The organism is Mycobacterium sp. UM_Kg1 (genome assembly GCF_000972925.1).
Taxonomy (GTDB): domain Bacteria; phylum Actinomycetota; class Actinomycetes; order Mycobacteriales; family Mycobacteriaceae; genus Mycobacterium; species Mycobacterium hiberniae.
In genome coordinates this window covers 18,300-42,471 of the sequence record NZ_JRMK01000024.1, presented here as the reverse complement: position 1 = coordinate 42,471, position 24,172 = coordinate 18,300, and the positions used below count along the sequence as shown (strand labels likewise).

Below are 24,172 nucleotides of genomic sequence, written 5' to 3'. Positions count from 1 at the left end.
CCTCGCGGGAATCCTTGACTGCCATGGCTGCAAACCCTAGCCAGCCGCACCTGGGCGCGCGGGGATTTGCGTCGCTCCCGAGAGTCGCCCCGCCGGCGGGGTGGCGGTGGCACGATGGACGTCATGGTGTCGACCGTCCGGATCGCCGCACCCGTATTGGCCGTCGCGGCACTGGCCATCGCGCCGCAGGCGCACGCCGACGACGCCAGCTACCTGGCCCGGGTCAACACCGCTCCGGTGGCGATCCCGGTCGCCGATCACGTCAAGGTGACCTCCGGGCACTACGTCTGCGCCCTGCTGCGCATGTACGGCCAGACCGGGACCTACCGCTCGGGCCTGTCGGCGGGGGACTTGGTGCGTCAGTTGACCAACACCTTCTACTACAGCCCCGAGGCCGCCGACGTTCAGATTCAGGCGGCTCAGGCCGAATTGTGTCCGGAGACGCTGCGGCCCTGACCCCGCACTTGTTAAGGCCGAAAGCGGCAGTCCCGCAACACCCACACTGGTAACGTCGCGCCGCATGACATCCACAGTGAGTCGGTTCGCGCGCACCGCGGGCCTTGCAGCAGTTGGTGCGGCCCTGGTTGCCGCCGGCGCGGGAGTTGCCGCCGCAGACGACCTGAATGCCGTACCGGAGCCGATTCTGACCACGCAGTGCTCATTGGATCAGTTGATGGCCGCAACCAAGGTCGTCGACCAGCCGGCCTACGACGCGATCGTGACCAAGTACAACCAAGAACCCAAGGTGCTGCAGGAGCAGATCGTCTTGCGGATGAAGAATCTGCTGGCCAAAGACCCTGCCGGCCGGCAGGCCGAGGTGGATCAGCTCGGCATCGTCTTCCCGTACTACGCGGCGCTGTTCCGTGCGCAGGAATCTGCTGCTCCGGAGATCGCCGAGCAGTGCAGCACCTTCCCGGCCGAAGATCCCTCGGTGTGGGCCCCGGCCGCCGAGGCCCCTGCCGCCGAAGCCACCCCCGCTCCCGGTGTGCCCGGCAGCACCGAGCCCACTGCCGCGTGATCGCTGGGCAGCCGCCCAACCGGTGACGCTGAGACCCTAGGTCGCCCAACCTTTTCCATATCGGAGAGAAGGGCCTGCGCTGCTCCGGCCGATCCGCCGAGGCCGGCCGGAGCAGTTCCCCGCGATCGATATGCCACGGCCTTCACCGCAGCGTGGAACGGTGCGGCCGCATGCGGGTAGCGTGCGAGCGTGCCTACCGATGGCGAAGTGCTTTGGCGCGGGACGTCGCCCGAGGACCGAGCGGCACTGCGACGCGAGCGGCTGATCGAGGCCTGCATGCAGATCGTCGGCACCGAGGGCTCCGACGCCCTGGTGGTCCGGTCGATCTGCCGCGTCGCGAACGTGAGCCCGCGAAAGTTCTACGAGAGCTTCCCCGACACCGACGCCCTGCTCATTGCGACCTACGAACGCGCGGTCGAGGAACTGCTGCGCACCGTCACCGCGGCCGTACCCGGCGAACCCATGACCTCTGACCCGCGCCAGTTTCGTTCTCGATTCCGCGCCGTGTTCGAAGCCGCAACGTTGTTTCTGGACCAGAACCCCCGGGCGGGCCGCATCATTTTTCAGGAGGCGTTGCACAACGACGTCCTGCGCGCGCGAGCGATGAACGCGCTGCCCATGTTTCTCAAGACGATCCGGCGTGCCGTGACAAGCCCGGATCACCAACCGATCCCGCCCACCCAGGCACACCTGGAGGCGACGCTGCTGTCGGGGGCGCTGACTGCCGTGCTCGGCGAATGGACCTCCGGCGCCTCGCCCTGGACCCGCGAGGACGTGGTCGCGTATTGCACGGAGGCGGGGTTGGCGATCTTGGCGATCAAGCTCTGACGGAGCGAGTTGACAAACGCCAAGGCACGGGAAACACTCGATTCCCATGGCCCCTGACGCGAGTGCAGCCGGCGTGCCCGCACCGTGCGAGACCCCTTCGTTCGGCCCGCACTCGGTGTCCTGGCGGGTACTGACCGCCCCGGCGACAGCGCTGATGATCGCGCAGATCACCAACCTGCTCGAGATCCCCCATCTGGACTTTCAGGCCGTGCTGTTCGATCATGACCCGCTGTTTCCCACCAACAAGAAGCGCCAGCGGGGCCCCCGCGGCGCCGGGCGGCGCAAGGACGGCCACTTCCACGACCGGCTGCGACGAACCCTGTCCGTGCCGCTACCCATGGTTTTGGGCGACCAGGAAGCCGCTAGAAGCTGCGCCACAAGGCTTTTCAACTATCACCGCCCCATGACGGGGGTCGGTGCCGACGGCCGGACGCCGTATGCCGCCACATCACCGGAGTCGATGCTCTTTGCCGCGGTGACCATCTCTCATGCCGCACTGATCGGCTACGAGAATTTCGCGTTCGACTCTCGCCCCATTCCGCGCCGGCTCAGCCCAGCCGAGCGCGACCGCTACTTCGCCGAAATGGCGCAGATCGCCGTGCTGATGGGCGTCCCCGCTGAAGACGTCCCGATGAGCGCGGGCGCCGTCGATCGCTACTACCGGTCCATAGCGGCCAAGTTCGGCTTCCGGCCGGGCTGGGAGTCCGCGCGGCTGCGCACCGCCGCCGCTCTGCTGGTACCCGACTCGTGGTCGGACGTGACGGCCACCGTCAACGACATACTGCTGGTGATATCGACTCTGGTCGCCTACGCCGCCCTGCCGAAGCCGTCGCGCCGGCTGCACCGCCTTGCGGCGATCACCGACCCCGCCATGGCGGTGACACGCATTGCTGCGCTGCCCTTCTTCGCGCTCCTGGAGATCCCGCCGATCGCGCGGGCGGTTCTGCGCTGGTATCTGGGCGAATCCGATCGGCTGCAGCTGGCGCAGGCCCGCCGGCAGATCCAACTGACCTCGAAAGCAACATTGCGGACGGTGAACTGATGAAAGACCTGAACCTGCACACCTCCACCGGGCCGCTGCGCATGTCGGCCACCGAAGCGTCGGACCGGTTCGACGCGCTGGCGGCCTGCCCGCAGGGCGTTCTCCGCGGCCACTGGGCCGGTCGCGAGATCCACACCGGACATCCCCTCGACGGTGTGCTGGCCAACGTCTCCTGGTACGGCAAGCGTTTTGACGCCCCGAACGCGGTCCACCCGCTGGTGGTGCGCGACGCGTCCGGCAACGCCTTCCCACTGAACCCCGCGATCATTCCGATGCGCACCATCACCTCACCGCTGCCGCTGCCGCAGTTCGTCTCCACGGTGGCGCCCCACCTGATGTCGGTGAGCCGGCGCCTGCTGTCGGCCCGGCGGTATGGCGCGGATCTGGTCGAAGTCGAGCATCGGGGCCTGACCACCACCGCGATGCGCTACCGCGACAAGCCGATCGTCGACTACTTCCGGCTGGTCGACGAGGACACCGTGCTGGGCGCCATGGAGTACCCCGGGATGCCCGGGCCGTATTCCTTCCTGCTGCAGCGCGATCGCGACCGCTGAGCGCTAGGAGCGCCGGCCGAAACCGGCGCCCGGCCCGCCTTTGGCGTCCACGTCATCGAGGATCGCCGAAAACAGCACGATGCCCGGCCCCGGCTCGGTGAGCGGGCCGGCCGGCACGGTGCCGTCGCGGACCATGCCGACCAGCAGGTTGTCGACGGTGACCGGTGCGCCGTCATCACCGGGTAGCCACCACGGTTCGTCGGCGAGTTCCACTCCGGCAGGCCCGATGTCGAAGCACTGCAGGCCGCTGCCTCGGCCGAGTTTGCAGGCATGGCGCACGGCACCGAGCTCGGGGCCGGGCTGGGCGTCGTGCTCGGGACCAGGATCGGCGTGGTGCCCGGCACCGTGCTCGGGGCCGGGCTCAGCGTCGGCGGGTGCCTCCGGGCCGGCGGGCTCGGCGGGCTCGGGGTCCACCGACTCGATCCCGAAGATCCCAAAGCCCTCGTAGTCGGCGATCGAGGCCACCAGGAGCGGATCGAACTCGATGACCGCGTAGTCCAGGCCGTCCTCGGCGGCGACCACGGTCCCCACACTGCCGTGATCCTCGGCGCCCTCGACCAGCACGGGCGAGCCCACCCCGCCGCAGTGCGCGGCGGTGAAACCGACGAGCCGGCCGCCGTTGTCGTAGCCGATGGTGGTCAAGGTGCACAGCGCGTCATCGTGGAGCAGGATCGCGGCGCCGCCGCCGAGCAGAAGTTTGTCTTGGACCGCCGCACTCTCGGGAAGGCCGTGCCACGCCATGAGAGCGCCACCGGTCACGGCGATTGCCGCGGCTCGTCGCAGGGATAGCAGGTGCACAGCGGCACAGTCTATGAGGATCTGGGCCGATATCGGTGGATCACCGCGGTCACAGGAAGTAGCCGGCCGGCCCCACCGCCGCACCCATCCGGGGCACGTACTGATCGAAGTACACCCGCGCGATGAGGTCGCGGCGATTGCGCACACCGGCCTTGGCGAACACCGACTTGAGGTGGTCTTGGACCGTGTACGCCGACACGTGCAGTGCCGCCGCTATCGCCTTGGTGTCGCTGCCCTGCAGCACCATTCGCGTCACGTCCCGCTCCCTGGGCGTGAGGCCGAACGCTGCCACCACCAGCGCCACGATCTCCGGCGGCCTGGCCTCTTCGATGGTGACCACGACATCGCCGGTGGCGCCGTCCGGCCCGTCCATCGGCGACGCGTGCAACACCTGCCAGTGACCCGAGGGCAACCGAACCCGCGCGCTGGGTAACGGCAGCGACGCATCGCTCGCCGTGGCCCGGGCAGCACTGGCGATCCCGACGATCACCCCGTAGGGGGCGCCGGTGTCGCCCGGGGTGGCCAACTCTTCGAGCACTTGCGCTGCGCCTCTGCTGATCTGCACGATCTCTCCGGCGGCGTTGACGATGACCACCGCGGGCCCCCGGGCCGCGGGTGCTTGGGCCTGCGCGGCACCGATGCGGGCCAGGATCCCGCTGCGCACTCCGCGCGCGAATGCCTCCGACAGCGACGCCAGGAACGTCAGATCGTCCTCGGCGAAGGCGACGCCGTCGTCGCGGAACAGGGCCAGACATCCCCACATTCCGGTGTCGTCGCGCATGACCAGGCGCGCTTCGTCGGTGAACCCGTACACCGGCCGGATCAGCTGCTGGGTGCGCGGCGAGCCCTCGACGGCGCCCTGCGGAAGCTGCAGCATCGACACGGCGCGGATGTCGTGGTGCACCAGGGACCGAAAGGAGGTGAATTCGCCGAGCCCGTACTCCAACTGGCCGAAGAGCAGGTCGTCTTCCAGGTTCGGGGTGAGCGCTCCGAACTTGCGGGCGCTGGTCAGCATCAACGACGCCGGATCATGGGTGCCCACGCACACTCCGGCCCACGGCACGGCGCGGCCGACCGCACCGACCGCCTCCTGCAGGAAGTGGTCGAGGTCGAGTCCGGCGCGCGACAGTACGTCGATGTCTCCCCGCGCCCGTTCGGCGGTCAGACCCGCGATCATGCGGGTCATTATTGCGGTCTATGGCGCCGATGAACATCCCAGAAGTCTGGGAGTCGAAAATCCCCCCTCGGCCGGGATGGTGGCGGCACGCGACGCCGAGAAGTCTGGTGGGCGTCCAGCCACCCTCCGGGGCTGGTTCGCAGAAAGGAATTTCATGACCATCGCCGCCGCAGATCTGGGCGCACTGGTGCACGACGGCCTCGCGCACCTGCCCGGCCAACCGGAATACGAACTCGCCTGCCAGCCATGGAACGTCGCGGTCGCGCAGCGGCCACCGGTGGTGGGTGTACCGACGTCGGCGCAGGAGGTGGTTGCGCTGGTGCACGCCGCGGTGGGCTGTGGCCTGCGGGTGGCGCCGCAGAGCACCGGGCACGCGGCCGCCGCGCTCCCGCCGGACGCCCTCGATGACACCCTGCTGTTGCGACTGCACCGACTGACCGGCGTGCAGGTCGACCCGCTGGCCTGCACCGCCCGGATTCTGGGCGGCACCCAGTGGAGCGATGTGCTGGCAGCCTGCGCACCGCACGGGCTGACGGCCGTGCACGGCAGCGCCGGCGACGTGTCCGCGGTGGGATTCCTGCTGGGCGGCGGGGTCTCGTTCTACGGCCGCGCCTACGGGCTGGGCTCCTCGAGGGTGCGCGAGATCGAGGTGGTGACCGCCGACGGTGCGCTGCGGCGGGTATCGGCCACCGAGGAGCCCGATCTTTTCTGGGCGATCCGCGGCGGCGGCGGCAGTTTCGGTGTGGTCGTCTCGGTCGAGATCGATCTGCTGCCGCTGCCCGATGTGGTGGCCGGCATGCTGCTGTGGGATCTGGCCGCCGCACCGCGCGTCCTCCCGGCCTGGGCGCGGTGGAGCGTCACCGCTCCGGAGTCCGCCACCACCTCGCTGCGCCTGATGCGCTTCCCCCCGGCGCCCGAGCTGCCCGACGCCGTGCGGGGCCGCCGGCTGGTCGTCATCGACGGCGCAGTGCTGGGTTCGGACGCGCAGGCCGCCGAGCTACTCGCGCCGCTGCGCGAACTGCAACCCGAACTCGACACCTTCGCGCGGATCCCGTCACAGGAGTTGACCGCCGTGCACATGGACCCGCCCGGACCGACCCCGATCGTGGCCGACCACGCACTGCTGGGCGAGCTGCCCGATGCAGCCGTCGCGGCCCTGCTGTCGGCCGCCGGTCCCGAGGCGGACACCTCGCTGATGTTCGCCGAGCTGCGCCACCTCGGCGGCGCACTCCGGCGTGACATCGACGCCGCTCTGCCGCGCGTCGATGCGGGCTACGCACTGTTCACGGTGGCGACCGCGGATACCCCGGACCTGGCGGCGCGGGCCCTGAGCGACACCGCCGATGTCGTCGCCGCGCTGGCGCCCTGGTCCACCGGCACATCATTGGGCAATTTCGACGACCGCCCCGGCGATGCCTCGACGGCGTTCTGCGCTGCGGCCTGGAGCCGGCTGCAGCGGGTGCGCGAACGGTACGACCCGCAGCAGGTGTGGGTGGCCGTGCACGAGGTCACCGCGGGCTGAGGGGGTTGCTCCTGCGGGAACCCGCATTCCACCGCGCCCGTCGAGCGTCTGCCCATCGAGGCCGCGGATCGCGACGCCCGCATGCCTGACCGCCGGTTCGGTGCTGCGTTACGCCCGACGACAGCGTGACGCTGCGGGGGCCTGCTGACCTAGCCGGAGCCTTCCCGACACCGCCCCGACGTGGGGGCGTGATTCAGCAGAGGTGGTGTTCGGCGGCGACGGTGAGCCGCATCGCGTTGCCGCGGTCCAGACCGTCGTTGCGGTTCACGCCCACGCTGCGGGATGCCCTGGCGACAGCCTGGGCGGCCTCGGCTCGCGACTGGTCGGTTACCTGTCCGTCCGGCCCCTTGCGCAACGTTTGACAGGCCGCCGAACCGAGCCGCATCGCTTGGTTCTCGTTCATCCGGACCCTGACCGTTGACTGCACCTCGTTGAGGTAGGCGCTGTTATCGGCATGCGCGAGGCCAACGGCAGATGTGGGCAGCGCCGACAGGAGGACCGGGAGGAGAAACGTCGCCAACATGATTCGCAAACGACCGACTCTGATGTGTTTCATTTGGTCCCTTTCTCCGGCCTATCCCGTTGCAGAGGTCGTCTGCGGGGCGGGTTCCTTCAGGGCATGCACTTTCAGCATAGAGAACTGGCCGCAGCGGCATTAAGGCATTCACCGCATGACGGCTCACTCGAGGGATCGGCGGACCGCACCCCGTACAGCGAGACGCCTTGACGGTTACCGGGACAGCGCCGAGTCGCCAAATGGCAATGCGCACTTACCACCTAGCGTCTCACCGCCTGTCAGAACGAGATCGATCCGGCGAACCCCGCGCAGTGGAACGTTCCAACGTGCGGGCTGATTGCTTTATTGTCTGATGTTGCGGACCAATCCAGGCGCGAACGAATGCTGCATTTCTGGTTAATTCTTCGTGCCCTCCGGACATACGCCAATCGGGGAGAGAACAGCGGCGCGCCGAAACGGCCCAACAGATCACATGACCCCGGTGGCGCAAATCGCCTCAATAGCGGGCGACGGCTCGATGACGGATGCCTCACAGGCCTGCGAGATTGCTGAAAGTGGAGTCCGGGGGCGCCGGGCCGGGTCCCATGGGCCTCGCCACCAAGGAAAGCCGCCAAGGAATGAGCAGCCCCTGTGGCCAGGGCCGGGATCGAACCGGCGACCTTCCGCTTTTCAGGCGGACGCTCGTACCAACTGAGCTACCTGGCCGGAAGGCCCCAGGTGCCTCGCCGTTAAAGCGACCCTGACGGGACTTGAACCCGCGACCTCCGCCGTGACAGGGCGGCGCGCTAACCAACTGCGCCACAGGGCCTTGCTGTTCGCTCCGTTGTTACTACGATGCGAGTACCCCCAACGGGATTCGAACCCGTGCTACCGCCGTGAAAGGGCGGCGTCCTAGGCCACTAGACGATGGGGGCCAGAACCGAATCTCTCCGAGGCACTCGCAACGGTTCTCGTTGGGAGCTTCGCTAGCTTAGGGCACGGTGGGCCGAAACCTCAAACCCGGCCCCCATCGAGCCCGAGCGCGCAGGCAGTATCCTGTTCCAGCACGGCCCCTATAGCTCAGTTGGTAGAGCTACGGACTTTTAATCCGCAGGTCGCAGGTTCGAGCCCTGCTGGGGGCACCACACCAAGTTCGGACGCTCGCTTTGTCGCGCCCCACGGGCTGTGACCCGTTTCATACCGACGGCTCGTTGAGCACGGCGCTCAGATAGGTCAAGTCGTCAAACGCGATCGCCAGTTCGTCGTCCCCGTACTCCAAGCCGCACTCGGCGTAGAGCTCACGAACCTGGCGGCCCGTGACCGTCCAGCCGGCGGCCGTCAGGTACTCGACGATGTGGTTGCGTTCGCCGTGGTAGATCAGATCGCCGATCTCCACCTCGAATCCCAGCGCCGACAACTTTTCCCGGTGGGCGCGCCACTCGGGGCCGGCGAAAACCGAGGTGTCGCCGATGAACTCGCACGCAAGGCGGCTGCCCGGTGCGCTCAGCGACGTGATGGTGTCGAACAGGGCGTCCTGGGCCTCGGGCGGCAGGTAGATCAGCAGGCCTTCGGCACTCCACACGGTGGGCGCCTGCGGGTCGAAACCGGCGGCCCGCAACGCGCTCGGCCAGTCGTCGCGCAGGTCGACAGCGACGGTGCGGCGCTGCGCGGTCGGCTGGGCGCCCAAGTCGCCCAAGGTGCGGGTCTTGAAGTCGATGACCTCGGGCAGGTCGACCTCATAGACCACGGTTCCGGCTGGCCAGTCCAGCCGGTAGGCCCGGGAGTCCAGGCCGGAGGCGAGGATCACCGCCTGGCGGATGCCGCAGCGCGTCGCCGACAGGAAGTGCTCGTCGAAGAACCGGGTCCGCACGCCCATGCCGTGCGCCATCGCGACCGGGTCGTAGTCGCCGCCTTCGACCACGGGAATGTCGCCGTCGACCATCCGGGTGAAGAAGTCGATGCCCACGGCCCGCACCAGCGGCGCCGCCCAGGGGTCGTCGATCAGTTTGTCCGGCCCCTCGGTGGCCAGGGCACGCTGCGCAGCCACCATGGTCGCGGTGGCCCCCACACTGGTGGCCAGGTCCCAGCTGTCACTGTCGGTGCGCGTCATCGATGCCTCTCTCGAACTCCAGTTATCTAGCTAGGCTACCGACCGTCGTGCACCACGGCACCGGCGACGATCGTCACGGCCACCAGGCCGGCGTCGAGGGCCAGCGGATCACCGTCGAACAGGCAGAGGTCGCCGGGTTCGCCGGCTGCCACACCGCGCGTGGTCGCGGGCCGGTCGGCGCGGCCGGTGAATCCGCGCAGGGCGGCGCCCGCCAAGATCCGCTCCCCCGGTCCCAGCACGGTGCCGCCGGGGGTGCGCCGGTGCACCGCGGCGCGCATGGCCGCCCAGGGGTCGCTGTCGCCGAACGGCGCGTCGGTGGACAACGCCACCGGTATTGCGTTGCGCTGCAACGACGCAACCCGCCACAGTTCGTGGTGGCGGTCGGGTTCGACGTCCGTGAGGTAGTGGTCGCCTCGCTCGGCGACGAAGTTGGGCTGGGTGATGACGGTGATCCCGAGCGCGGCCAGGTCGGTCAGCCGATCGTCGGGCACCACCGCCGCGTGTTCGATGCGGTCGTCGGGGTGCGCACCGGCGGCCTGCCAGGCGGCGATCGCGACGGCGAGCTGGGCGTCGGTGACGCAGTGCACCGCCACGCCGTGCCGGCGGGCATGGGTGTCGCACATCAGCGCGATGAGTGCGTCCAAGTCCAGGCGCTCGTCGTCGAGAATGACCTTCGTCGGTCCCAGAGTGACCTCGGCGGGCGTGGCGGTGCCGGCCGGCGCCAGGCAGTGCAGTCGCTGCAGCAGGTCGCCGCGGCGGCGTGCCGCGGCGAAGGCGGCGATGTCGGCGTCGGTGTGCCCCGGGGTGGCCTCGGTGATTCCGGTGACGCCGCGCGCCGCCAGCTCTCGGCTCAACCGCGCCAGCGCGGGTTCCCGCGGTGGCAGCCGGGGTGCAGGGTCGCCGTGAGCCCGCAGCAGCCGACCGTCGGGGTGGCCGGTCATTCCGGAGCTGGCCAGACCTGCCGAGTTGAGCACCCACAGCGCGCCGCTGCGGTGCGCCACCCGAACCGGTAAGTGCGGGCAGTACCGGTCCAGCAGCTGCGCGGTCAGCTCCCCGGCCACCGATTCGTGGTAGCCGTAGGCCCGCACCCAGCCGTCCGGCCCGGGCCGCGCGGCGGCCAGCGCCGCCGCCAAGTCAGCCTGATTGTGCACCTGCGGTGGGCCCAGGCGCACCGAATCCAGTGCTGCCGCCGCCGATCTCAGGTGCACGTGGTGGTCGTGCAGTCCGGGAATCACCGTGGCGCCTCGGGCGTCGAGAACCTGTTCGCCGCGTCGGTCCGGCAACACCGGGGCGACCTGCTCGATGCGCGCACCGAGCCGGATGTCGACCGGGGTCCCGTCCAGCAGCACGGCCCGCCGGATCAGCACTGCGCCTCGGCATGGGCTACCAGCTGCGCGATCCGGGCGTTGTCGGCCCCCAGCGCCGGCCCGCGGGCCGCGATGGGCGGGGGTGTGGGCGCCAGCACCGGCGCCGCGCTGGAGCCGGCCTGGCAGGGCAGTGCGGTGTAGCCGGCGGCGACGGCGGACAGAGCCAGCGTGATCACCTCGCCGCCGCCGCGGGCCAGCGCGTCGACGACGTGCACCGCCGCCTCGATGCCCGTCAACGGGTCGGCGATCGCGTCGGCGCAGAACACCGGACCGCCCCGGCCGTCGCTGCCCACCAGGCCACCGGCGACCGCGGCGTCGTCGCCGAAGCCCGGGTAGCCGCTCCCGGCGCCGTGCGCGGTGATCTGCAGCCACACCCGGCCGGGCCGGCCCGCGACGTCGAAGGGGCCCAGACCACGGCGGGCCAGCGCGGCCGGGCGCGAGCCCTCCAGCACCACGTCGGCAGCCGCCAGCAGTTGGGCCAGGGTCTGCGCATCGTGGTCGAAATCCAGCGAGCAGGAAAGCTTTCCGGCGTTCATCCAGTCGAAGAACGCGCTCGGCCCGCGGCGGGTGCCGTCGGGGCGGGACGGGCTTTCCACCTTGACCACCGTCGCGCCGGCCTGCGCCAGCAGCTGACCGCAGAGCGGCCCGGCCCACAAGGCGGTGAGGTCGACCACCAGTGCACCACGCACCCCACGGCCGGGTCCGGCCACACCTGTTCGGCGGATCACCGGTGCACCGGCAGCGGTCTCCCCCAGCGCGGCGGCAGGCAGGTCGAGCAGCCTGGCCCGCTCCACGGCCTCGCTCACCGACCGCCGAGCCGCCCACGCGGCGATGGCATCCCATGGTTGCGCGCCGTCGGATTCGATCAACGCGGGCACGGCATCGATGTCATCGGGCCGTGAGAGCGTCAGCGCCCACCAGCCGTCCGCCGCGGCCAACAGGCGCGACGCCCCTCCGGCGGAGATGCGCCCGGCGCGGGTGAAGCCGAGCAGCCCGGCACGGCCGGCCAGCAACTGCCCGGCGTCGGCCGCCACCCCGGTCGCGGCGGTGAAGCGAGCCAACCGCTGCCCGCAGCGCTGCAGCACCGCGGCCCGGGAGAAATCCGCGGGACCCTCGGGCCGCCCGGTCAGCCAGGCCAAGCCCGACGCACCCCAGGCCGCCTGCGTCACGGCACCGGGGCGATCTCGTCGACCAGGCCCCACCGCAGTGCCGTCTGCGCGTCGATGGTGCGGCCCGACAGGACCAGGTAGGCGGTGCGCCACCGGCCGATGCGCCGCGTCACGCTGACCGTCCCACCGGCGCCGGGAATCAGGCCCAGGTTCAGCTCGGGCAGGCCCAGCACGGTGCCGGGGTCCGCCCGCACCCAGCCGCAGAAAGCGGCCATCTCCAGGCCACTGCCCAGCACCCGGCCGTGGATCTCGGCGCGACAGCGGGCGCCGAGCCGGCCGGTCAGCGCATCGAGGGCCAGCGCGGGGCTGTGCCGGGTCCGTGCCAGGTGCGCGCTGGGCACATCAGTGAAACCGCCGAACTCGGCGAGGTCGCCGCCGCTGCAGAAGGACGGCCCGATGCCGCTGAGCACCACCTCGTCGATCGCGGGGTCGGCGGCGGCGACGGCCAGCCCGTCGAGGAGCACCGCCCGGGTCGCGTTGTCGAAGGCGTTGTGGCGCAGCGGCCGGTTGAAGCGCAGCCGCAGGGTGTCGCCGTCGCGGTCGAGCAGCATCGGCTCGGCGGCCTGCGGGGAATCGGCGGGTCCGCGGGCGGCCAGCCAGTCGGCGAACTCCGGGCCGGCCTGCAGCACCGAGTAGGCCAGGGATTCGGTGATGAGCCCGGCCGAGGCAGGTGCGGCGGTGTCCACCGCGCGCAGCACGTCGTCGCAGATGGCCGCGGCGTGCGGCCGGCGCCGGCAGCGGTCGGCGAGATCGGCGAGCGCCTCGGACACCGACGCGACGGTGATCACCCGGCGGTCGTCGGTGTCGGCCTCGGAGAGCGTGAAGGCGGCCCGCTCCAGCCAGCGTTGGGCGTGCGGTGTGCCCAGCCCGGTGCCGGTCGCGACGATGATCCCGGCGCCGGGCTCGGCGTCGAGTCCGTCTTCGGATACGTCGAGGTCGACCGTGCGGATCATCTCGCGCGTCAGCCTACCCAGCGCCGGATCGCGGCCCACCGGCATGACATCGCGACTTGCGGAAAATGATAATGTCGCTCTCATGAGGGCTGAGCCGTGAGCATCTCGCTGCTGCTGGAGATGGCGGTGTCGGCGGACCCGGACCGCCTCGCCGTCGTCTCCGAGACCGCGCGCCACACCACCGCCGAACTCAACGCACTGGCCGATGCCGGCGCGGGGGTGATCGACGAGACCGGCGCCGACAGCGTCGCCTACGTCGGCATGGGTGGTGACATGCTGCCGTTGCTGCTGTTCTCCTGCGCACGCGCGGGGCGTCCGCTGGCACCGCTGAATTACCGGCTCAGCGGGCAGTCGCTCCGCGAGCTGATCGAGCGGCTGCCCCGGCCGTTGGTCGTGGTCGACAAGGAGTACCGCGACGTGGTGGGCGACATCGGTGTCGCGGTGATGGATTCCGACACCTTCTGCGCCCGCACCCAGACCACCGCGCCCGCCGTGCAGTGGCCCGATCCCGACGACGTGGCGGTGGTGCTGTTCACCTCGGGCACCACCTCCAAGCCCAAAGCCGTTGAGCTGACGCATAACAACCTGACCAGTTACGTGACCGGCACCGTCGAGTTCGGTTCGGCCGAGGCCACGGACGCCGCGCTGATCTGCGTGCCGCCCTATCACATCGCCGGTGTCGGAGCGGCGCTGAGCAACCTGTATGCCGGGCGCAGAATGGTGTATCTGCGCCGGTTCAGCGCCGACGAATGGATCCGGTTGGCCACCACCGAAGCCGTCACCACCGCGACGGTGGTGCCGACCATGCTGGAGCGCATCGTCTCGCAACTCGAAGCCGAACCCACCCCGCTGCCCGCCCTGCGCAACCTCGCCTACGGCGGCTCCAAGGTGGCGCTGCCGCTGGTGCGCCGAGCGCTGGAACTGCTGCCCGAAGTGGGCTTCGTCAACGCCTACGGCCTGACCGAGACCAGTTCGACGGTCGCGGTGCTGACCCCTGAGGACCACCGCACCGCCCATGCCTCCAGCGACGAATCCGTCCGCAGGCGGCTGGGCTCGGTGGGGCGCCCGGTGCCCGGCATCGAGGCCGTCATCCGCGACGAGGAAGGCCGGGTGCTCGAGCCGGGGCAGCCCGGCGAGCTGTATGTCCGCGGCGAGCAGGTGTCGGGGACCTACACCGGAATCGGCTCCGTGCTCGACGAACAGGGCTGGTTCCCCACGCGCGATCTCGCCGTCCTCGACGAGGAGGGCTACCTGTTCATCATCGGCCGCTCCGACGACACGATCATCCGCGGCGGGGAGAACATCGCCCCCGCCGAGATCGAGGACGTGCTGGTCGAGCACCCCGAGGTCCGCGAGGTCGCGGTGGTCGGCGCGCCCGACCCCGAGTGGGGGCAGATCATCGTCGCGTGCGTGGTCCCGGCGCCCGGTGCGTCGCCGGATTCCGCGGCGCTGCGCGAGTATGTTCGGGAGCAGCTTCGCGGCTCCCGCACTCCGGACCGGGTGGTCTTCCGGGCGGAGTTGCCGACCACCCCGACGGGCAAGGTGCTGCGCCGGGAACTGGTCGCGGGCCTGACCGAGGAACTGCAGACCGTGAATGCCGAAGGGGCGCAATGATCAAGTCCGGTACCCGACTGAAGAGCCAGGTGTGCGACACCCAGGTCATCGTCGTCAAAACCGCCGACAGCCTCGAAGACCTGCGCGCCGGCGGCGCCCCGATGGTGCCGCTGGACGAGACCCCCTCGGACGGCGCAGTACTGGACCCGGACTTGTCCACCGGGTCGGTGATGGGCAAGCGCTACGTAGACGAGGCCGGCGCCGAACTGTTGGTGACCAAGGCGGGCGCCGGGACCTTGAGCATCGGCAGCGTGCCGCTGACCATCAAGGAAGCAAAGCCGCTGCCGGCCAGCGACTGAAGGCTCAGCCGGCGGTTTCGTCGCCGACGCGCATCAGCTGCGCCAGCCGGCCGACGAACACCGGCGGGTAGACGCCGACGCCGGCCCGGGTGATCCACTCGGCGGCGAACTCGGGCTCGTTGATCCACTGCACCGCTGCGCGCTCGGCCACGCCCTCGGCGGCCTCCTGGAGCATGAACATCTCCCGGGGGTTGTCGAAGGCCTGAAACATCCAGACCCGCCGGATGCCGGCGGCACGGAAGTGCTTCTTGGTCTCCTGGACATGGGCGATCAGCGTCTGGGCGTCGGCGACTTCGGCTACCGCCGCGACCACTGTTCCCGGCGGTTCGGCGAAGCTCGGCGGAGTCGAGGTGAAGCCCGCACCGACCGGCTCGGTGAGCTCGATGCGCTGCACCAGGTAACCGGCGAACACCGCCGGGATGTCGATGACGCCCACGGCGTCGAACCAGGCCAGAAACGCTGCGTCGCGCAGCAGTTCGGTGACGGGCTGCACGGCGTCGATCGCCATCACCGCCAGCACCCGATCCGGCTCCACCGCCGAGGTGTACACCAGGACGTGGTGGGCACCCAGCCGGGCGAGGCTGTCGCGGTGCTGCTCCACCAGCGGCCAGACCCGGCCCGGGTCGGGCACCCGGTAGTCGGTCACCAGTACCACCGAGCGGGCCAGTGGATCAGGCATCATCGCGGGCGCGCGGGCGCGCTCTCAACTGGCCGGGCTCAGATCCGCCGCGACCGAGCTACCCGCGGCCGCTCCGCACCGGAAGAACTCCACGTGGGCATTGCGGTCGTGGGCGCCCACCGGGGCGATGCCGGCCGCTCGCAGCGCCTGCGCCTTGAAGGCGCGCGCCGCCGCGCTGAGCCGGTGCTGGCGGACGTCGACGTCGCTGTCCAGTTCTGCCGGCACATCGCCCCACAGGATCACCTCGGTGCTGCTGTGGTCGAGCGCATCGAGCACGCCTTGGCGTACCTGGGCATGGCCGTCGAACATCTGCGCGCACACCGCGATGGTCTGCGGGTGCGGCCAGCGATCCCACTGTTGGAGCACCGACGCCAGTTCTGCCACCCGGGCCCCGAGGATCTGCAGGGGCCGGACGTCCTCGGCGCCGTCGATCATGACGGTGACGTCCCAGCCGGCCGCCGCACGGTCATAGAGCCAGCCGCCGGCCGCGGAGACGACGTCGATGACGCTGCGGCCCACGATGTCGAACCGGTAGCGCATGTCCGGGTCGTCGGCCCCGCTCACCGGAGGGTGGCCTTTTCCTGGGGAGCGAAGTCGCGGGCCAGTGTTTCCGCGTACCCCGCGAACACCTCGGTCAGCGGTATTGATGGATCCAGCAGCCATGACATCTCCATTCCGTTGATAAAGGCGATAATCTCCACGGCCTTGGCGTCCGCGTCGAGGTCTGAGCGGTACCGGCCCTCGTCGATGCCGTGCCGGATCAGGTCGGCGACGATCTGCCACGCGCTGCGGTACCGGTGCAGCATGCGTTCGTGCAACGGCGCCTCGGGCAAGACGTTCTCGGCGAGCAGGACGGTGAAGGTGCCGACCAGCTCGGGCGCCCGGCTGAACCGCTCGGCCACCCGCCGAATCTCGGCGATCAGATCGCCGCTGCGATCGGCGTGGATGTCGTCGTCGGCGTCGCGGGCGTCGAGCACCGCGTGCAGCAGCTGCTCCTTGGATTCGAAGTGATGCAGCAGGCCGGCCGCGCTGACCCCGGCGTTGCGGGCGATCTGCGCCAGCGAGGTGTTGCGCCAGCCATTGCGCGCCAACAGCTGTTCGGCTGCCAGCAAGATCCGCTGCCTGCGGTCCTCACCCTTGGCGAGCAGCGTGGCGTACGGCCGCGGTGATGTCACCGGACTCCTTCGTTCAACCAACCGAATGAACACACAGTAGGTTGGTTAGGCGCCTGTGACAAGGGTCTCATCAAGGAATTCTTGTGCCCGGACTCACAACCCCAGCGACTTGGCGACGATCATCTTCATCACCTCGGACGTCCCGGCGTAGATGCGGGCGACCCGGGCATCGGTGTAGAGCCGCGCGATCGGATACTCCATCATGTAGCCGTAGCCGCCGAACAGCTGCAGGCAGCGGTCGATGACGCGGGCCTGCATCTCGGTGCAGAAGAGTTTGGTGCGAGCGGCGTCGGCACCCGACAAGACGCCGTCCACGTGGTCGGCGACCGCCCGGTCGAGCAGGCATTGGGCGGCCTCGATCTCGGTGGAGACCGCGGCCAACTCGAACTTGGTGTTCTGGAACGACGCAACCGGAGAGCCGAATACGTTGCGGTTCTTGACGTAATCGATGGTGGCGGTCAGCGCCGAGCGGGCCTGCGCCACCGACCCCACCGCCACGGTGAGGCGCTCCTGGGCCAGATTGTGGCCCAGGTAACTGAAGGCCTCCCCCTCCTCCCCCAGCCGGTTGGCCACCGGAACCCGCACATCGGTGAAGGACAGCTCGGCGGTGTCCTGGACCTTGCAGCCCATCTTGTCGAGCTCGCGCCCCCGCTCGAAGCCGGCCATGCCGTCCTCGACCACCAGCAGGGTCAGGCCACGACGCCGGTTGTCCGGGTCGGTCGAGGTGCGGGCCACCACGATCACCAGGTCGGCCTGAATGCCGCCGGTGATGAAGGTCTTGGCGCCGTTGAGCACGTAGCAGTCGCCGTCGCGCACGGCGGTGGTGCGCATTCCGGCCAGGTCGGAGCCGGTGCCCGGCTCAGTCATCGCGATCGCGGTCAGCAGTGTGCCGGCCGCCAGGCCGGGAAACCAGCGCGCCCGCTGCTCGTCGTTGGCGTAGTGCAGGAAATACGGCAGGATCACCTCGAGTTGGGTGCGCACCGTGGACAACGTGACGAGCGCGCGTGCCGCCTCCTCCTGCAACACGACGTTGTAACGGTAGTCGTCGATGCCGGCGCCGCCGTACTCCTCGGGGATGGCCATGCCCAGCATGCCCAGCGAGCCCAGCTGCGCGAACACCTCGCGGGGCATCCGGCCGGCTTTCTCCCACTGCGGGTACTCGGGCACCACATGCTTCTCGATGAAATCGCGGGCCAGTGCTCGGAATGCCTCGTGATCTTCGGTGAAAAGGTCGCTCCGCATGCGAATTCCTATCCGGCCAGCTCGACGATGGTGGCGTTGGCGGTGCCGCCGCCTTCGCACATGGTCTGCAACCCGTAGCGAATCCCGTTGTCGCGCATGTGATGGATCATCCGGGTCATCAGCACGGCTCCGGAAGCGCCGAGCGGGTGGCCCAGGGCGATCGCTCCTCCGAGCGGGTTGAGCCGGCCCGCGTCCGCGCCGGTCTCGGCGAGCCAGGCCAGCGGCACCGGGGCGAACGCCTCGTTGACCTCGAACACGCCGATGTCGGCTATACCCAGTCCGGCACGCTGGAGCACCTTCGCGGTGGCCGGGATGGGTCCGGTGAGCATCAGCACCGGATCGGCCCCGGTCACCGCGCCCGCCCGATACCGCGCCAGCGGGGTCAGCCCGCGCCGGGCGGCCTCGTCCTCGCTCATCACCAGAAGCGCTGCGGCGCCGTCGGAGATCTGCGACGAGTTGCCGGCGTGGATCAGGCCGTCCTCGCGGAACGCGGGCTTGAGGCCGGCCAGCTTCTCGGCGGTGGTGCCGCGGCGAATGCCCTCGTCGGCGTCGACCACCCCGCCGTCGGTGGCGACGGGAACAATCTGGTCGCGGAATGCCCCGGCGTCCTGCGCGGCGGCGGCCAGCTCATGGGAACGCGCCGAGTACTCGTCGAGCGCGGTGCGGTCCAAACCCCACTTCTGACAGATCATCTCGGCTCCGGAGCCCTGGTTGAACACGAACCCGTCGTAGCGGGCCAGCGCCTTGGGCCCGAAGGGCTCGCCGGTGGCGCGCGCGGCGCCGAGCGGCACCCGGCTCATCACCTCGACGCCCCCGGCGACCACGATGTCCTGCTGGCCGGACATCACGGCCTGCACGGCGAAGTCCAGCGCCTGCTGGCTGGAGCCGCAGGCGCGGTTGACGGTGGTGGCCGGAACGTGTTCGGGCCAACCGGCGGCCAGCACCGCGTAGCGGCCCACGTTGGAGGACTGGTCGCCGATCTGCGACACGCAGCCCCACACCACGTCGTCGACCACCTCGGGTTCGACGCCGGCGCGGTGCATCAGTTCGTTGAGCACGATCGCAGACAGGTCCGCCGCGTGCGTACCGGACAACCCGCCGTTGCGCTTTCCGACGGGGGTGCGGACCGCTTCGACGATCACCGTGGGTCGCATCTTGCTACTCCGATCTCATTGACGTGGGCAGCCATCCGCCGGTGAAGCGCGCGGGGCGCTTCTCGGCGAAGGCCGCATAGGCTTCGGCGGCATCGGTGCCCGCGAAATTGGCGATCTGGGCGCGCGTCTCATTGGCCAGCGCCTCGGCCAGCGTGGCGTCGGCGCCCTGGTTGAGCAGTGCCTTGGTCTGCGCCAGCGCCCGCGGCGGGCCGGCGGCGAGCCGGTCGGCGAGGTCATCGACGAAGGCGTCGATCTCCTCGGCGCCGACCACCCAGGTCACCAGGTTCAGCGCCTGCGCCTCGGCGGCGTCGATGGTGTCGGCCAGCAGCGCCAGGCGCTTGGCCTGCTGCAACCCGACCAGTTTGGGCAGCAGCCAGGACCCGGCCAGGTCCAGCGAAAGCCCGCGTTTGGCGAAGATCTGACAGAACCGCGACTCCGGGGTGGCCACCACCAGGTCGCACCCCAGCGCCAGGTTCCAGCCGGCCCCGACAGCGACCCCGTTCACCTTCGCGACGGTGGGCACGGCCAACTCGTGCAGGGCCAACGCGACATCGGACAGCCGGCGCAACTTCTCGGCCGGGTGGACCTCGTCGGGTGTGCCGATGTCGGCACCCGAGCAGAACGCCCCGCCGGCACCGGTGATCACCAGTGCCCGCAGATCGCGGTCGTCGGCGGCGTCACGCAGGGCGTCGCGTAGCTGGCGCCACAGCGCCGGGCTGATCGCGTTCTTACGGGCGGGCCGGTTGAGGGTCAGTGTGCGCACGCCGTCGCGGTCGGCACGCAGCAGCAGCGGTTCGGTGTCGGAGGCCATCAGCACTCAGCCTGCCCTATCGCCCCCTGCCGGCGCAGGGCGGTGATGTCGGCGCCGGTCAGCCCGAGCTCGCCCAGCACCGCCTCGGTGTGTTCGCCCAGGCCCGGTACCGCACCCATCGGGGGCTGGTAGCCGGCGATCACCGGCGGCGGCAGCAGCGACGGGATGGGGCCGGCGGGGGTGTCGATCCGCTGCCACCGGTCGCGTTGGGCAAGCTGCGGGTGCGCCAGGACGTCGCTGGGGGTGTTGTAGCGCGCATTGCCGATTCCGGCGGCATCGGCGGCGTTTTGGATGTGGGCCAGGTCGTGGCGCGCGCACCACGCCGCGATCGCTTCGTCGAGAATCGGCCGGTTCGCGACCCGGTCCGCGTTGCCCGCGAAACGCGGGTCGTCGGCAAGGTCGTTGCGGCCCAGCAGTTCCCGGGCCAGCCGCTGCCATTCCCGGTCGTTGGTGGTGCCCAGCACCACGGTGTGGCCGTCGGCGGTCGGGTAGGCGCCGTAGGGCGCCACGGCCGGTGAGCTCATGCCCAGTGGCTGCTGGTCGATCCCGGAGTGCCGCGCGTAGGTCAGGTTGTAGCCCATCAACTCGGCCATGGTGTCGAACAGGCTCACCCCGACCGACGGCGCAGGCGAGTCCGGTTGCGCCCGGCGGCCGACCAGCAGCGCCATGATCGACAGCGCGGCATAAAGCCCGGAGGTCACATCGGCCACCGGCGGACCCGGTTTGGCCGGGGCGCCCGGGTGGCCGGTCACCGAGCACACTCCCGACTCCGCCTGGACCAGCAGGTCGTAGGCCCGCTTGTGCGACAGCGGCCCGCCGCTGCCGTAGCCGTCGATCTCCACGGCGATCACCTGCGGGTGCCGGATCGCCATCTGCTCACTGGACAGCCCGAGCCGGGCGGTGGCCCCCGGCGCGAGGTTGGACACCAGGACGTCCGCCCGGTCCAGCAGCTGGTGCAGGACATCGCGTCCCGCTTCGCTTTTCAGGTTCAGGGTCACCGACTCCTTGCCCCGGTTGACCCAGACGAAATGCGCGGCCTGGCCGTTGACGACATCGTCGTAATAGCGGGCGAAGTCACCGCCTTCGGGGTTTTCCACCTTGATGACACGGGCCCCGAAGTCGGCCAGCGTGCGGGTGCACATGGGCGCCGACACCGCCTGCTCCAGCGCCACCACCGTGATGCCGGCCAGCGGTGCTGCGGCCATCAGTAGCTCCTCGGCAGGCCGAGCACGTGCGAGCCGAGGAAGTTCAGGATCATCTCCTGGCTGACCGGCGCGATCTTCATCAGGCGCGACTCCCTAAAGAACCGGGAGATGTTGTACTCCTCGGAGTAGCCCATCCCGCCGTGGGTCTGCAACGCGCGGTCGGCCGCCGCGAACCCGGCGTCGGCGCACAGATATTTGGCCATGTTGGCCTCCCGGCCACAGGACTTGCCGTTGTCGTAGAGCCAGGTGGCCTTGCGCAGGATCAGCTCGGCGGCATCCAGGCGAGCCAGCGAGTCGGCGAGCGGGAACTGGATGCCCTGGTTCATGCCGATCGGCCGGTCGAACACCACGCGCTCGTTGGCGTATCTGACCGCCCGGTCCAGTGCGACCCGCCCGATGCCGAGCGCCTCGGCGGCGATCAGCATGCGCTCCGGGTTCAGCCCGTGCAGGATGTAGGAGAAGCCCTTGCCCTCCTCCCCGATCCGGTGCTCGGCCGGGATACGCAGGTCGTCGATGAACACTTCGTTGGACGACACCGCATTTCGGCCCATTTTGGTGATGGGCCGGATGTCGACGTGGTCGCGGTCGATGTCGGTGAGAAACAGGGTGAGGCCGTCGGTCGGTTTGGCCCCCCGCCTTTCCACGTTCTCACGGGACTCGGTGCGCGTCAGGAGCAGGATCTTCTCCGACTCCAGCGCCTTGGATATCCACACCTTGCGGCCGTTGACCACGTAGTCGCTGCCGTCCCGCCGGGCAAATGTGGTGATTCGTGAGGTGTCCAGTCCCGCAGTCGGTTCGGTGACACCGAAGCACACGTGCAGGTCGCCGCTGACGATGCGGGGCAGGGTTTCGGCCTTCATCTCATCGGAGCCGAAGACCACCACCGGCTGCATTCCGAAGATCGACATGTGGATGGCGCTGGCGGCGTTCATGCCGCCGCCGGAGCGCGCCACTTCCTCGGCCAGCAACGTCGCCTCGGTGATGCCCAGCCCGTGGCCGCCGTACTGTTCGGGGATGGTCATGCCCAGCCAGCCGCCGCCGGCGATGGCGTCGTAGAACTCCTGCGGGAATTCGTGCGCCAGGTCTTTGGCCATCCAGTAGTGGTCGTCGAACTTCGCCGCCAGGTCGGCGATCGACTTGCGGATCAGCTGCTGGTCCTCGGTCAGTTCGAAGCTCATTCCGCCGGACATGATCTCCTCCAGCCCCTCCGCGCTTACACGTTGTTAGTCGAAAACGAGAATAATATTCTCATTCACTGGGTTCCCTCGGCATACCAGGTCCGGAACTCGGCGTAGTTGGGCATCTCTTCGGAGTTCGCCTTGGGATCGATGCAGACGTGGATGACGGCGGTCCCGCCGGCGGCATAGGCCCGCTCGATCGCCGGCCCGATCTGCGCCTCGTCGTCGACGTACTCCCCGTGGCAGCCCATGCCCTCGGCGATCTTGTCGAACCGGACGTTCTTGCTCCAGTGCACGCCCGGCTGCGGGGAAGGCTGCTCGAACGTGCGCTTGTACACCCCGACCTCCAGGCCCCATTGGTGGTCCACACCCACCACGCAGACCAGCGGCAGGCCCAGCCGGGCCGCGGTCTCCAGCTCGGCGATGTGGAACAGAAACGCCGAGTCGCTGGTCAGCAGCATCACCGGCCGCTTGCCGCCCTCGGCGACCGAGGCCCCGACGGCGTAGGGCAGTCCGGTGCCCAGGTGCCCGAAGTTCTGGTTCCACATCACGTCATGCGGTTTGGCCTGCGAGTAGGTCCACTGGAAGATCACCGTCGCGCCGCCGTCGCGGACCATGATGCCGTCGGACGGAAAAGCCTTCGTGGCCTCGACCACGAAGCGTGCGGGGTGCACCGGACTGCATCCCGCGGGTGCGGTTTCGGCTAACTCGGCGAGCTGGCCGGCATCCTGTTCGATCCACCTGGCCAAATCGGGGGACGGTGTGCGGGGATTGTCCTTGAGCGCGTCGACAAGCTGCGGCACGATGCCGCGCAGGTCACCCACCAGCGGCACGTCCACCGGCCGGTTCACCCCGATCGCCGTCGGGTCCTGCTCGACGTAGATCCACTTGCGTTCGGCGTTCTTGTCCGCCCAGTGCCGGGTGGTGCCGTAGTGCACCGGCTCGCCCAGCTCGGTGCCCAGCGCCACGCAGACGTCGGAGCCGGCGACGGCTTCGACGGCCGCGGTGGAGAAACCGTAGGGAAAGGTGCGCTCCTCCAGGCCGGGGATGAACGCGGTGCCGCCGGAGGTCTGGATGACCGGACAGGCCATCAACTCGGCCAGCTCGGCGACCTCGGCCGCGGTGCGTGAGGTGTGCACCCCGTGGCCCACCAGCAGGATCGGGCTGGATGCCTGGGCGATGATCTCGGCGGCCTGGGCGATCTCGGGTGCGCCGGCGCGCTGGTTGACCAGCCGATAGCGGTGCGGCTGCGGCGGATCGGCGACGTCGAGTTCTTCGAGGATGACGTGCGAGGGGTATTCGATGTAGGCCGGGCCGGGAGTGCCCGACAGCGCGCGGCGAATCGCCTCGTGCACGATCTCGTCGGTCTGATCCGCGTATTCGATCGACGCGCTGTATTTGACCGACGGTGTGAAGAGTTCTTCCTGGCGCACGAATTGGATCCGCCCCCGCCGCACCCGTCGCTCGGTGATGCGGGCGCGCTGGCCGCCCAGGAACACCACCGGGGAGTTCTCCACCTTCGCGCACATCATCGCCCCGGCGATATTGGCGACTCCCGGCCCCAGGGTGCCGATGCACAGGCCCGGCCGGCCGGTCATCCGGGAGGCCGCTTCGGCCATGAAGCCCGCGCTCTCCTCGTGGTGCGGCGCCACCACCGACCAGCCGCGCTGTTCGGCCTCGACGAACATGTGCACGAAGTTGGGGTCGGGGATGCCGAACAGCGTGTTGACGCCCTCGGCCTCGAACAGCTCCAGAATCCGGCGATATACGGGCACACCCAC

24 protein-coding genes and 4 tRNA genes are annotated in these 24,172 nt (G+C 69.7%); 9 read left to right on the top strand and 19 right to left on the bottom strand.

Features of this window, described 5'->3' with window-relative positions; all coding sequences use genetic code 11:
• Positions 1–123: 123 nt before the first annotated feature.
• From LI92_RS06075 to LI92_RS06055, 5 genes are all read left to right on the top strand, one after another.
• On the top strand, positions 124–456 hold the full coding sequence (locus LI92_RS06075; RefSeq protein ID WP_286134888.1) for a DUF732 domain-containing protein: 333 nt from the start codon (positions 124–126) through the stop codon (positions 454–456).
• A 64-nt stretch (positions 457–520) separates the two neighbouring features.
• The gene (locus LI92_RS21810; RefSeq protein ID WP_082109582.1) at positions 521–1,018 is read left to right on the top strand and encodes a DUF5078 domain-containing protein; all 498 of its coding nucleotides are present in this window, start codon (positions 521–523) and stop codon (positions 1,016–1,018) included.
• Between the two features lie 276 nt (positions 1,019–1,294).
• Positions 1,295–1,846, top strand: a complete 552-nt coding sequence (locus LI92_RS06065) for a TetR/AcrR family transcriptional regulator (RefSeq protein WP_152665351.1) — start codon at positions 1,295–1,297, stop codon at positions 1,844–1,846.
• 46 nt (positions 1,847–1,892) lie between these two features.
• A complete protein-coding gene (locus LI92_RS06060; protein WP_046317056.1) occupies positions 1,893–2,888 on the top strand; it encodes an oxygenase MpaB family protein in 996 nt (331 codons plus the stop codon).
• The gene (locus tag LI92_RS06055; RefSeq protein ID WP_052740716.1) at positions 2,888–3,442 is read left to right on the top strand and encodes a GXWXG domain-containing protein; all 555 of its coding nucleotides are present in this window, start codon (positions 2,888–2,890) and stop codon (positions 3,440–3,442) included. Before LI92_RS06060 ends, LI92_RS06055 begins: the two co-directional genes overlap by 1 nt.
• A gap of 3 nt (positions 3,443–3,445) precedes the next feature.
• Here LI92_RS06055 and LI92_RS06050 read toward each other — a convergent pair whose 3' ends face one another.
• Both LI92_RS06050 and LI92_RS06045 read right to left on the bottom strand, forming a co-directional pair.
• Complete coding sequence (locus tag LI92_RS06050) at positions 3,446–4,240, bottom strand: chymotrypsin family serine protease (RefSeq protein ID WP_152665350.1); 795 nt, start codon at positions 4,238–4,240, stop codon at positions 3,446–3,448.
• A gap of 49 nt (positions 4,241–4,289) precedes the next feature.
• Entirely contained in the window at positions 4,290–5,426 is a 1,137-nt protein-coding gene (locus LI92_RS06045; RefSeq protein ID WP_353585443.1) for a helix-turn-helix transcriptional regulator, read from the bottom strand.
• Positions 5,427–5,571: 145 nt separating this feature from the next.
• Here LI92_RS06045 and LI92_RS06040 point away from each other — a divergent pair, with 145 nt between their 5' ends.
• On the top strand, positions 5,572–6,939 hold the full coding sequence (locus LI92_RS06040) for an FAD-binding oxidoreductase (RefSeq protein WP_046317052.1): 1,368 nt from the start codon (positions 5,572–5,574) through the stop codon (positions 6,937–6,939).
• Positions 6,940–7,132: 193 nt separating this feature from the next.
• Here LI92_RS06040 and LI92_RS06035 read toward each other — a convergent pair whose 3' ends face one another.
• The 4 genes from LI92_RS06035 to LI92_RS06020 all read right to left on the bottom strand — a co-directional run bounded on the left by LI92_RS06035 (position 7,133) and on the right by LI92_RS06020 (position 8,370).
• Positions 7,133–7,462: a DUF732 domain-containing protein gene (locus LI92_RS06035; protein ID WP_046317050.1), complete on the bottom strand. Its 330-nt coding sequence runs from the start codon at positions 7,460–7,462 to the stop codon at positions 7,133–7,135.
• A 625-nt stretch (positions 7,463–8,087) separates the two neighbouring features.
• Positions 8,088–8,161 (bottom strand) — tRNA-Phe (locus tag LI92_RS06030).
• A gap of 29 nt (positions 8,162–8,190) precedes the next feature.
• Positions 8,191–8,264 (bottom strand) — tRNA-Asp (locus LI92_RS06025).
• Positions 8,265–8,297: 33 nt separating this feature from the next.
• Positions 8,298–8,370: transfer RNA gene (locus tag LI92_RS06020), tRNA-Glu, on the bottom strand.
• 134 nt (positions 8,371–8,504) lie between these two features.
• On the opposite strand from LI92_RS06020, the gene LI92_RS06015 reads away from it, so the two are divergent.
• A tRNA-Lys gene (locus LI92_RS06015) sits at positions 8,505–8,580 on the top strand.
• A 50-nt stretch (positions 8,581–8,630) separates the two neighbouring features.
• Here LI92_RS06015 and LI92_RS06010 read toward each other — a convergent pair.
• The 4 genes from LI92_RS06010 to LI92_RS05995 are packed head-to-tail and all read right to left on the bottom strand — an operon-like array spanning position 8,631 to position 13,034.
• Positions 8,631–9,545: a class I SAM-dependent methyltransferase gene (locus LI92_RS06010; RefSeq protein WP_046317049.1), complete on the bottom strand. Its 915-nt coding sequence runs from the start codon at positions 9,543–9,545 to the stop codon at positions 8,631–8,633.
• A gap of 35 nt (positions 9,546–9,580) precedes the next feature.
• Positions 9,581–10,912 (bottom strand): amidohydrolase family protein, encoded by a 1,332-nt coding sequence (locus tag LI92_RS06005; RefSeq protein WP_046317047.1) that lies wholly within the window; start codon positions 10,910–10,912, stop codon positions 9,581–9,583.
• Positions 10,906–12,081: a CoA transferase gene (locus tag LI92_RS06000; protein WP_052740715.1), complete on the bottom strand. Its 1,176-nt coding sequence runs from the start codon at positions 12,079–12,081 to the stop codon at positions 10,906–10,908. The genes LI92_RS06005 and LI92_RS06000 overlap by 7 nt, the downstream gene beginning before the upstream one ends.
• Positions 12,078–13,034, bottom strand: a complete 957-nt coding sequence (locus LI92_RS05995) for an enoyl-CoA hydratase/isomerase family protein (RefSeq protein ID WP_046317074.1) — start codon at positions 13,032–13,034, stop codon at positions 12,078–12,080. Before LI92_RS05995 ends, LI92_RS06000 begins: the two co-directional genes overlap by 4 nt.
• 96 nt (positions 13,035–13,130) lie before the next feature.
• On the opposite strand from LI92_RS05995, the gene LI92_RS05990 reads away from it, so the two are divergent.
• A complete protein-coding gene (locus tag LI92_RS05990) occupies positions 13,131–14,648 on the top strand; it encodes a class I adenylate-forming enzyme family protein (protein WP_046317043.1) in 1,518 nt (505 codons plus the stop codon).
• Positions 14,645–14,947: a hypothetical protein gene (locus LI92_RS05985; RefSeq protein ID WP_046317040.1), complete on the top strand. Its 303-nt coding sequence runs from the start codon at positions 14,645–14,647 to the stop codon at positions 14,945–14,947. Before LI92_RS05990 ends, LI92_RS05985 begins: the two co-directional genes overlap by 4 nt.
• A 4-nt stretch (positions 14,948–14,951) precedes the next feature.
• Here LI92_RS05985 and LI92_RS05980 read toward each other — a convergent pair whose 3' ends face one another.
• The 9 genes from LI92_RS05980 to LI92_RS05940 all read right to left on the bottom strand — a co-directional run bounded on the left by LI92_RS05980 (position 14,952) and on the right by LI92_RS05940 (position 24,172).
• Positions 14,952–15,626 carry a hypothetical protein gene (locus LI92_RS05980; RefSeq protein WP_046317072.1) on the bottom strand — a complete coding sequence of 225 codons (675 nt, stop codon included), beginning with the start codon at positions 15,624–15,626 and terminating at the stop codon, positions 14,952–14,954.
• 24 nt (positions 15,627–15,650) lie between these two features.
• Positions 15,651–16,166 (bottom strand): hypothetical protein, encoded by a 516-nt coding sequence (locus LI92_RS05975; RefSeq protein WP_046317070.1) that lies wholly within the window; start codon positions 16,164–16,166, stop codon positions 15,651–15,653.
• A gap of 20 nt (positions 16,167–16,186) precedes the next feature.
• On the bottom strand, positions 16,187–16,801 hold the full coding sequence (locus LI92_RS05970) for a TetR/AcrR family transcriptional regulator (RefSeq protein ID WP_082109580.1): 615 nt from the start codon (positions 16,799–16,801) through the stop codon (positions 16,187–16,189).
• Between the two features lie 93 nt (positions 16,802–16,894).
• Positions 16,895–18,043: an acyl-CoA dehydrogenase family protein gene (locus LI92_RS05965; protein ID WP_046317038.1), complete on the bottom strand. Its 1,149-nt coding sequence runs from the start codon at positions 18,041–18,043 to the stop codon at positions 16,895–16,897.
• A gap of 8 nt (positions 18,044–18,051) precedes the next feature.
• Positions 18,052–19,197 carry a thiolase family protein gene (locus LI92_RS05960; RefSeq protein ID WP_046317035.1) on the bottom strand — a complete coding sequence of 382 codons (1,146 nt, stop codon included), beginning with the start codon at positions 19,195–19,197 and terminating at the stop codon, positions 18,052–18,054.
• Between the two features lie 4 nt (positions 19,198–19,201).
• Positions 19,202–20,008, bottom strand: coding sequence for an enoyl-CoA hydratase/isomerase family protein (locus tag LI92_RS05955; protein WP_046317066.1), 807 nt, complete (start codon positions 20,006–20,008; stop codon positions 19,202–19,204).
• Positions 20,008–21,213, bottom strand: a complete 1,206-nt coding sequence (locus LI92_RS05950; protein ID WP_046317033.1) for a CaiB/BaiF CoA transferase family protein — start codon at positions 21,211–21,213, stop codon at positions 20,008–20,010. The genes LI92_RS05955 and LI92_RS05950 overlap by 1 nt, the downstream gene beginning before the upstream one ends.
• Positions 21,213–22,403 carry an acyl-CoA dehydrogenase family protein gene (locus tag LI92_RS05945; RefSeq protein ID WP_152665349.1) on the bottom strand — a complete coding sequence of 397 codons (1,191 nt, stop codon included), beginning with the start codon at positions 22,401–22,403 and terminating at the stop codon, positions 21,213–21,215. Before LI92_RS05945 ends, LI92_RS05950 begins: the two co-directional genes overlap by 1 nt.
• 62 nt (positions 22,404–22,465) lie before the next feature.
• Positions 22,466–24,172, bottom strand: a complete 1,707-nt coding sequence (locus tag LI92_RS05940; RefSeq protein WP_046317029.1) for a thiamine pyrophosphate-binding protein — start codon at positions 24,170–24,172, stop codon at positions 22,466–22,468.

Bases quoted from the DNA above. Each gene is read 5' to 3' on its own strand.
- LI92_RS05950 (WP_046317033.1), bottom strand. From the start codon at position 21,213: ATGGCCGCAGCACCGCTGGCCGGCATCACGGTGGTGGCGCTGGAGCAG.
- LI92_RS05995 (WP_046317074.1), bottom strand. From the start codon at position 13,034: ATGATCCGCACGGTCGACCTCGACGTATCCGAAGACGGACTCGACGCC.
- LI92_RS06040 (WP_046317052.1), top strand. From the start codon at position 5,572: ATGACCATCGCCGCCGCAGATCTGGGCGCACTGGTGCACGACGGCCTC.
- LI92_RS06010 (WP_046317049.1), bottom strand. From the start codon at position 9,545: ATGACGCGCACCGACAGTGACAGCTGGGACCTGGCCACCAGTGTGGGG.
- LI92_RS06045 (WP_353585443.1), bottom strand. From the start codon at position 5,426: ATGACCCGCATGATCGCGGGTCTGACCGCCGAACGGGCGCGGGGAGAC.
- LI92_RS05975 (WP_046317070.1), bottom strand. From the start codon at position 16,166: ATGCGCTACCGGTTCGACATCGTGGGCCGCAGCGTCATCGACGTCGTC.
- LI92_RS06035 (WP_046317050.1), bottom strand. From the start codon at position 7,462: ATGTTGGCGACGTTTCTCCTCCCGGTCCTCCTGTCGGCGCTGCCCACA.
- LI92_RS05980 (WP_046317072.1), bottom strand. From the start codon at position 15,626: ATGCCTGATCCACTGGCCCGCTCGGTGGTACTGGTGACCGACTACCGG.
- LI92_RS06075 (WP_286134888.1), top strand. From the start codon at position 124: ATGGTGTCGACCGTCCGGATCGCCGCACCCGTATTGGCCGTCGCGGCA.
- LI92_RS06060 (WP_046317056.1), top strand. From the start codon at position 1,893: ATGGCCCCTGACGCGAGTGCAGCCGGCGTGCCCGCACCGTGCGAGACC.
- LI92_RS05985 (WP_046317040.1), top strand. From the start codon at position 14,645: ATGATCAAGTCCGGTACCCGACTGAAGAGCCAGGTGTGCGACACCCAG.
- LI92_RS05945 (WP_152665349.1), bottom strand. From the start codon at position 22,403: ATGTCCGGCGGAATGAGCTTCGAACTGACCGAGGACCAGCAGCTGATC.
- LI92_RS21810 (WP_082109582.1), top strand. From the start codon at position 521: ATGACATCCACAGTGAGTCGGTTCGCGCGCACCGCGGGCCTTGCAGCA.
- LI92_RS05955 (WP_046317066.1), bottom strand. From the start codon at position 20,008: ATGGCCTCCGACACCGAACCGCTGCTGCTGCGTGCCGACCGCGACGGC.
- LI92_RS05965 (WP_046317038.1), bottom strand. From the start codon at position 18,043: ATGCGGAGCGACCTTTTCACCGAAGATCACGAGGCATTCCGAGCACTG.
- LI92_RS05960 (WP_046317035.1), bottom strand. From the start codon at position 19,197: ATGCGACCCACGGTGATCGTCGAAGCGGTCCGCACCCCCGTCGGAAAG.
- LI92_RS06065 (WP_152665351.1), top strand. From the start codon at position 1,295: ATGCAGATCGTCGGCACCGAGGGCTCCGACGCCCTGGTGGTCCGGTCG.
- LI92_RS06055 (WP_052740716.1), top strand. From the start codon at position 2,888: ATGAAAGACCTGAACCTGCACACCTCCACCGGGCCGCTGCGCATGTCG.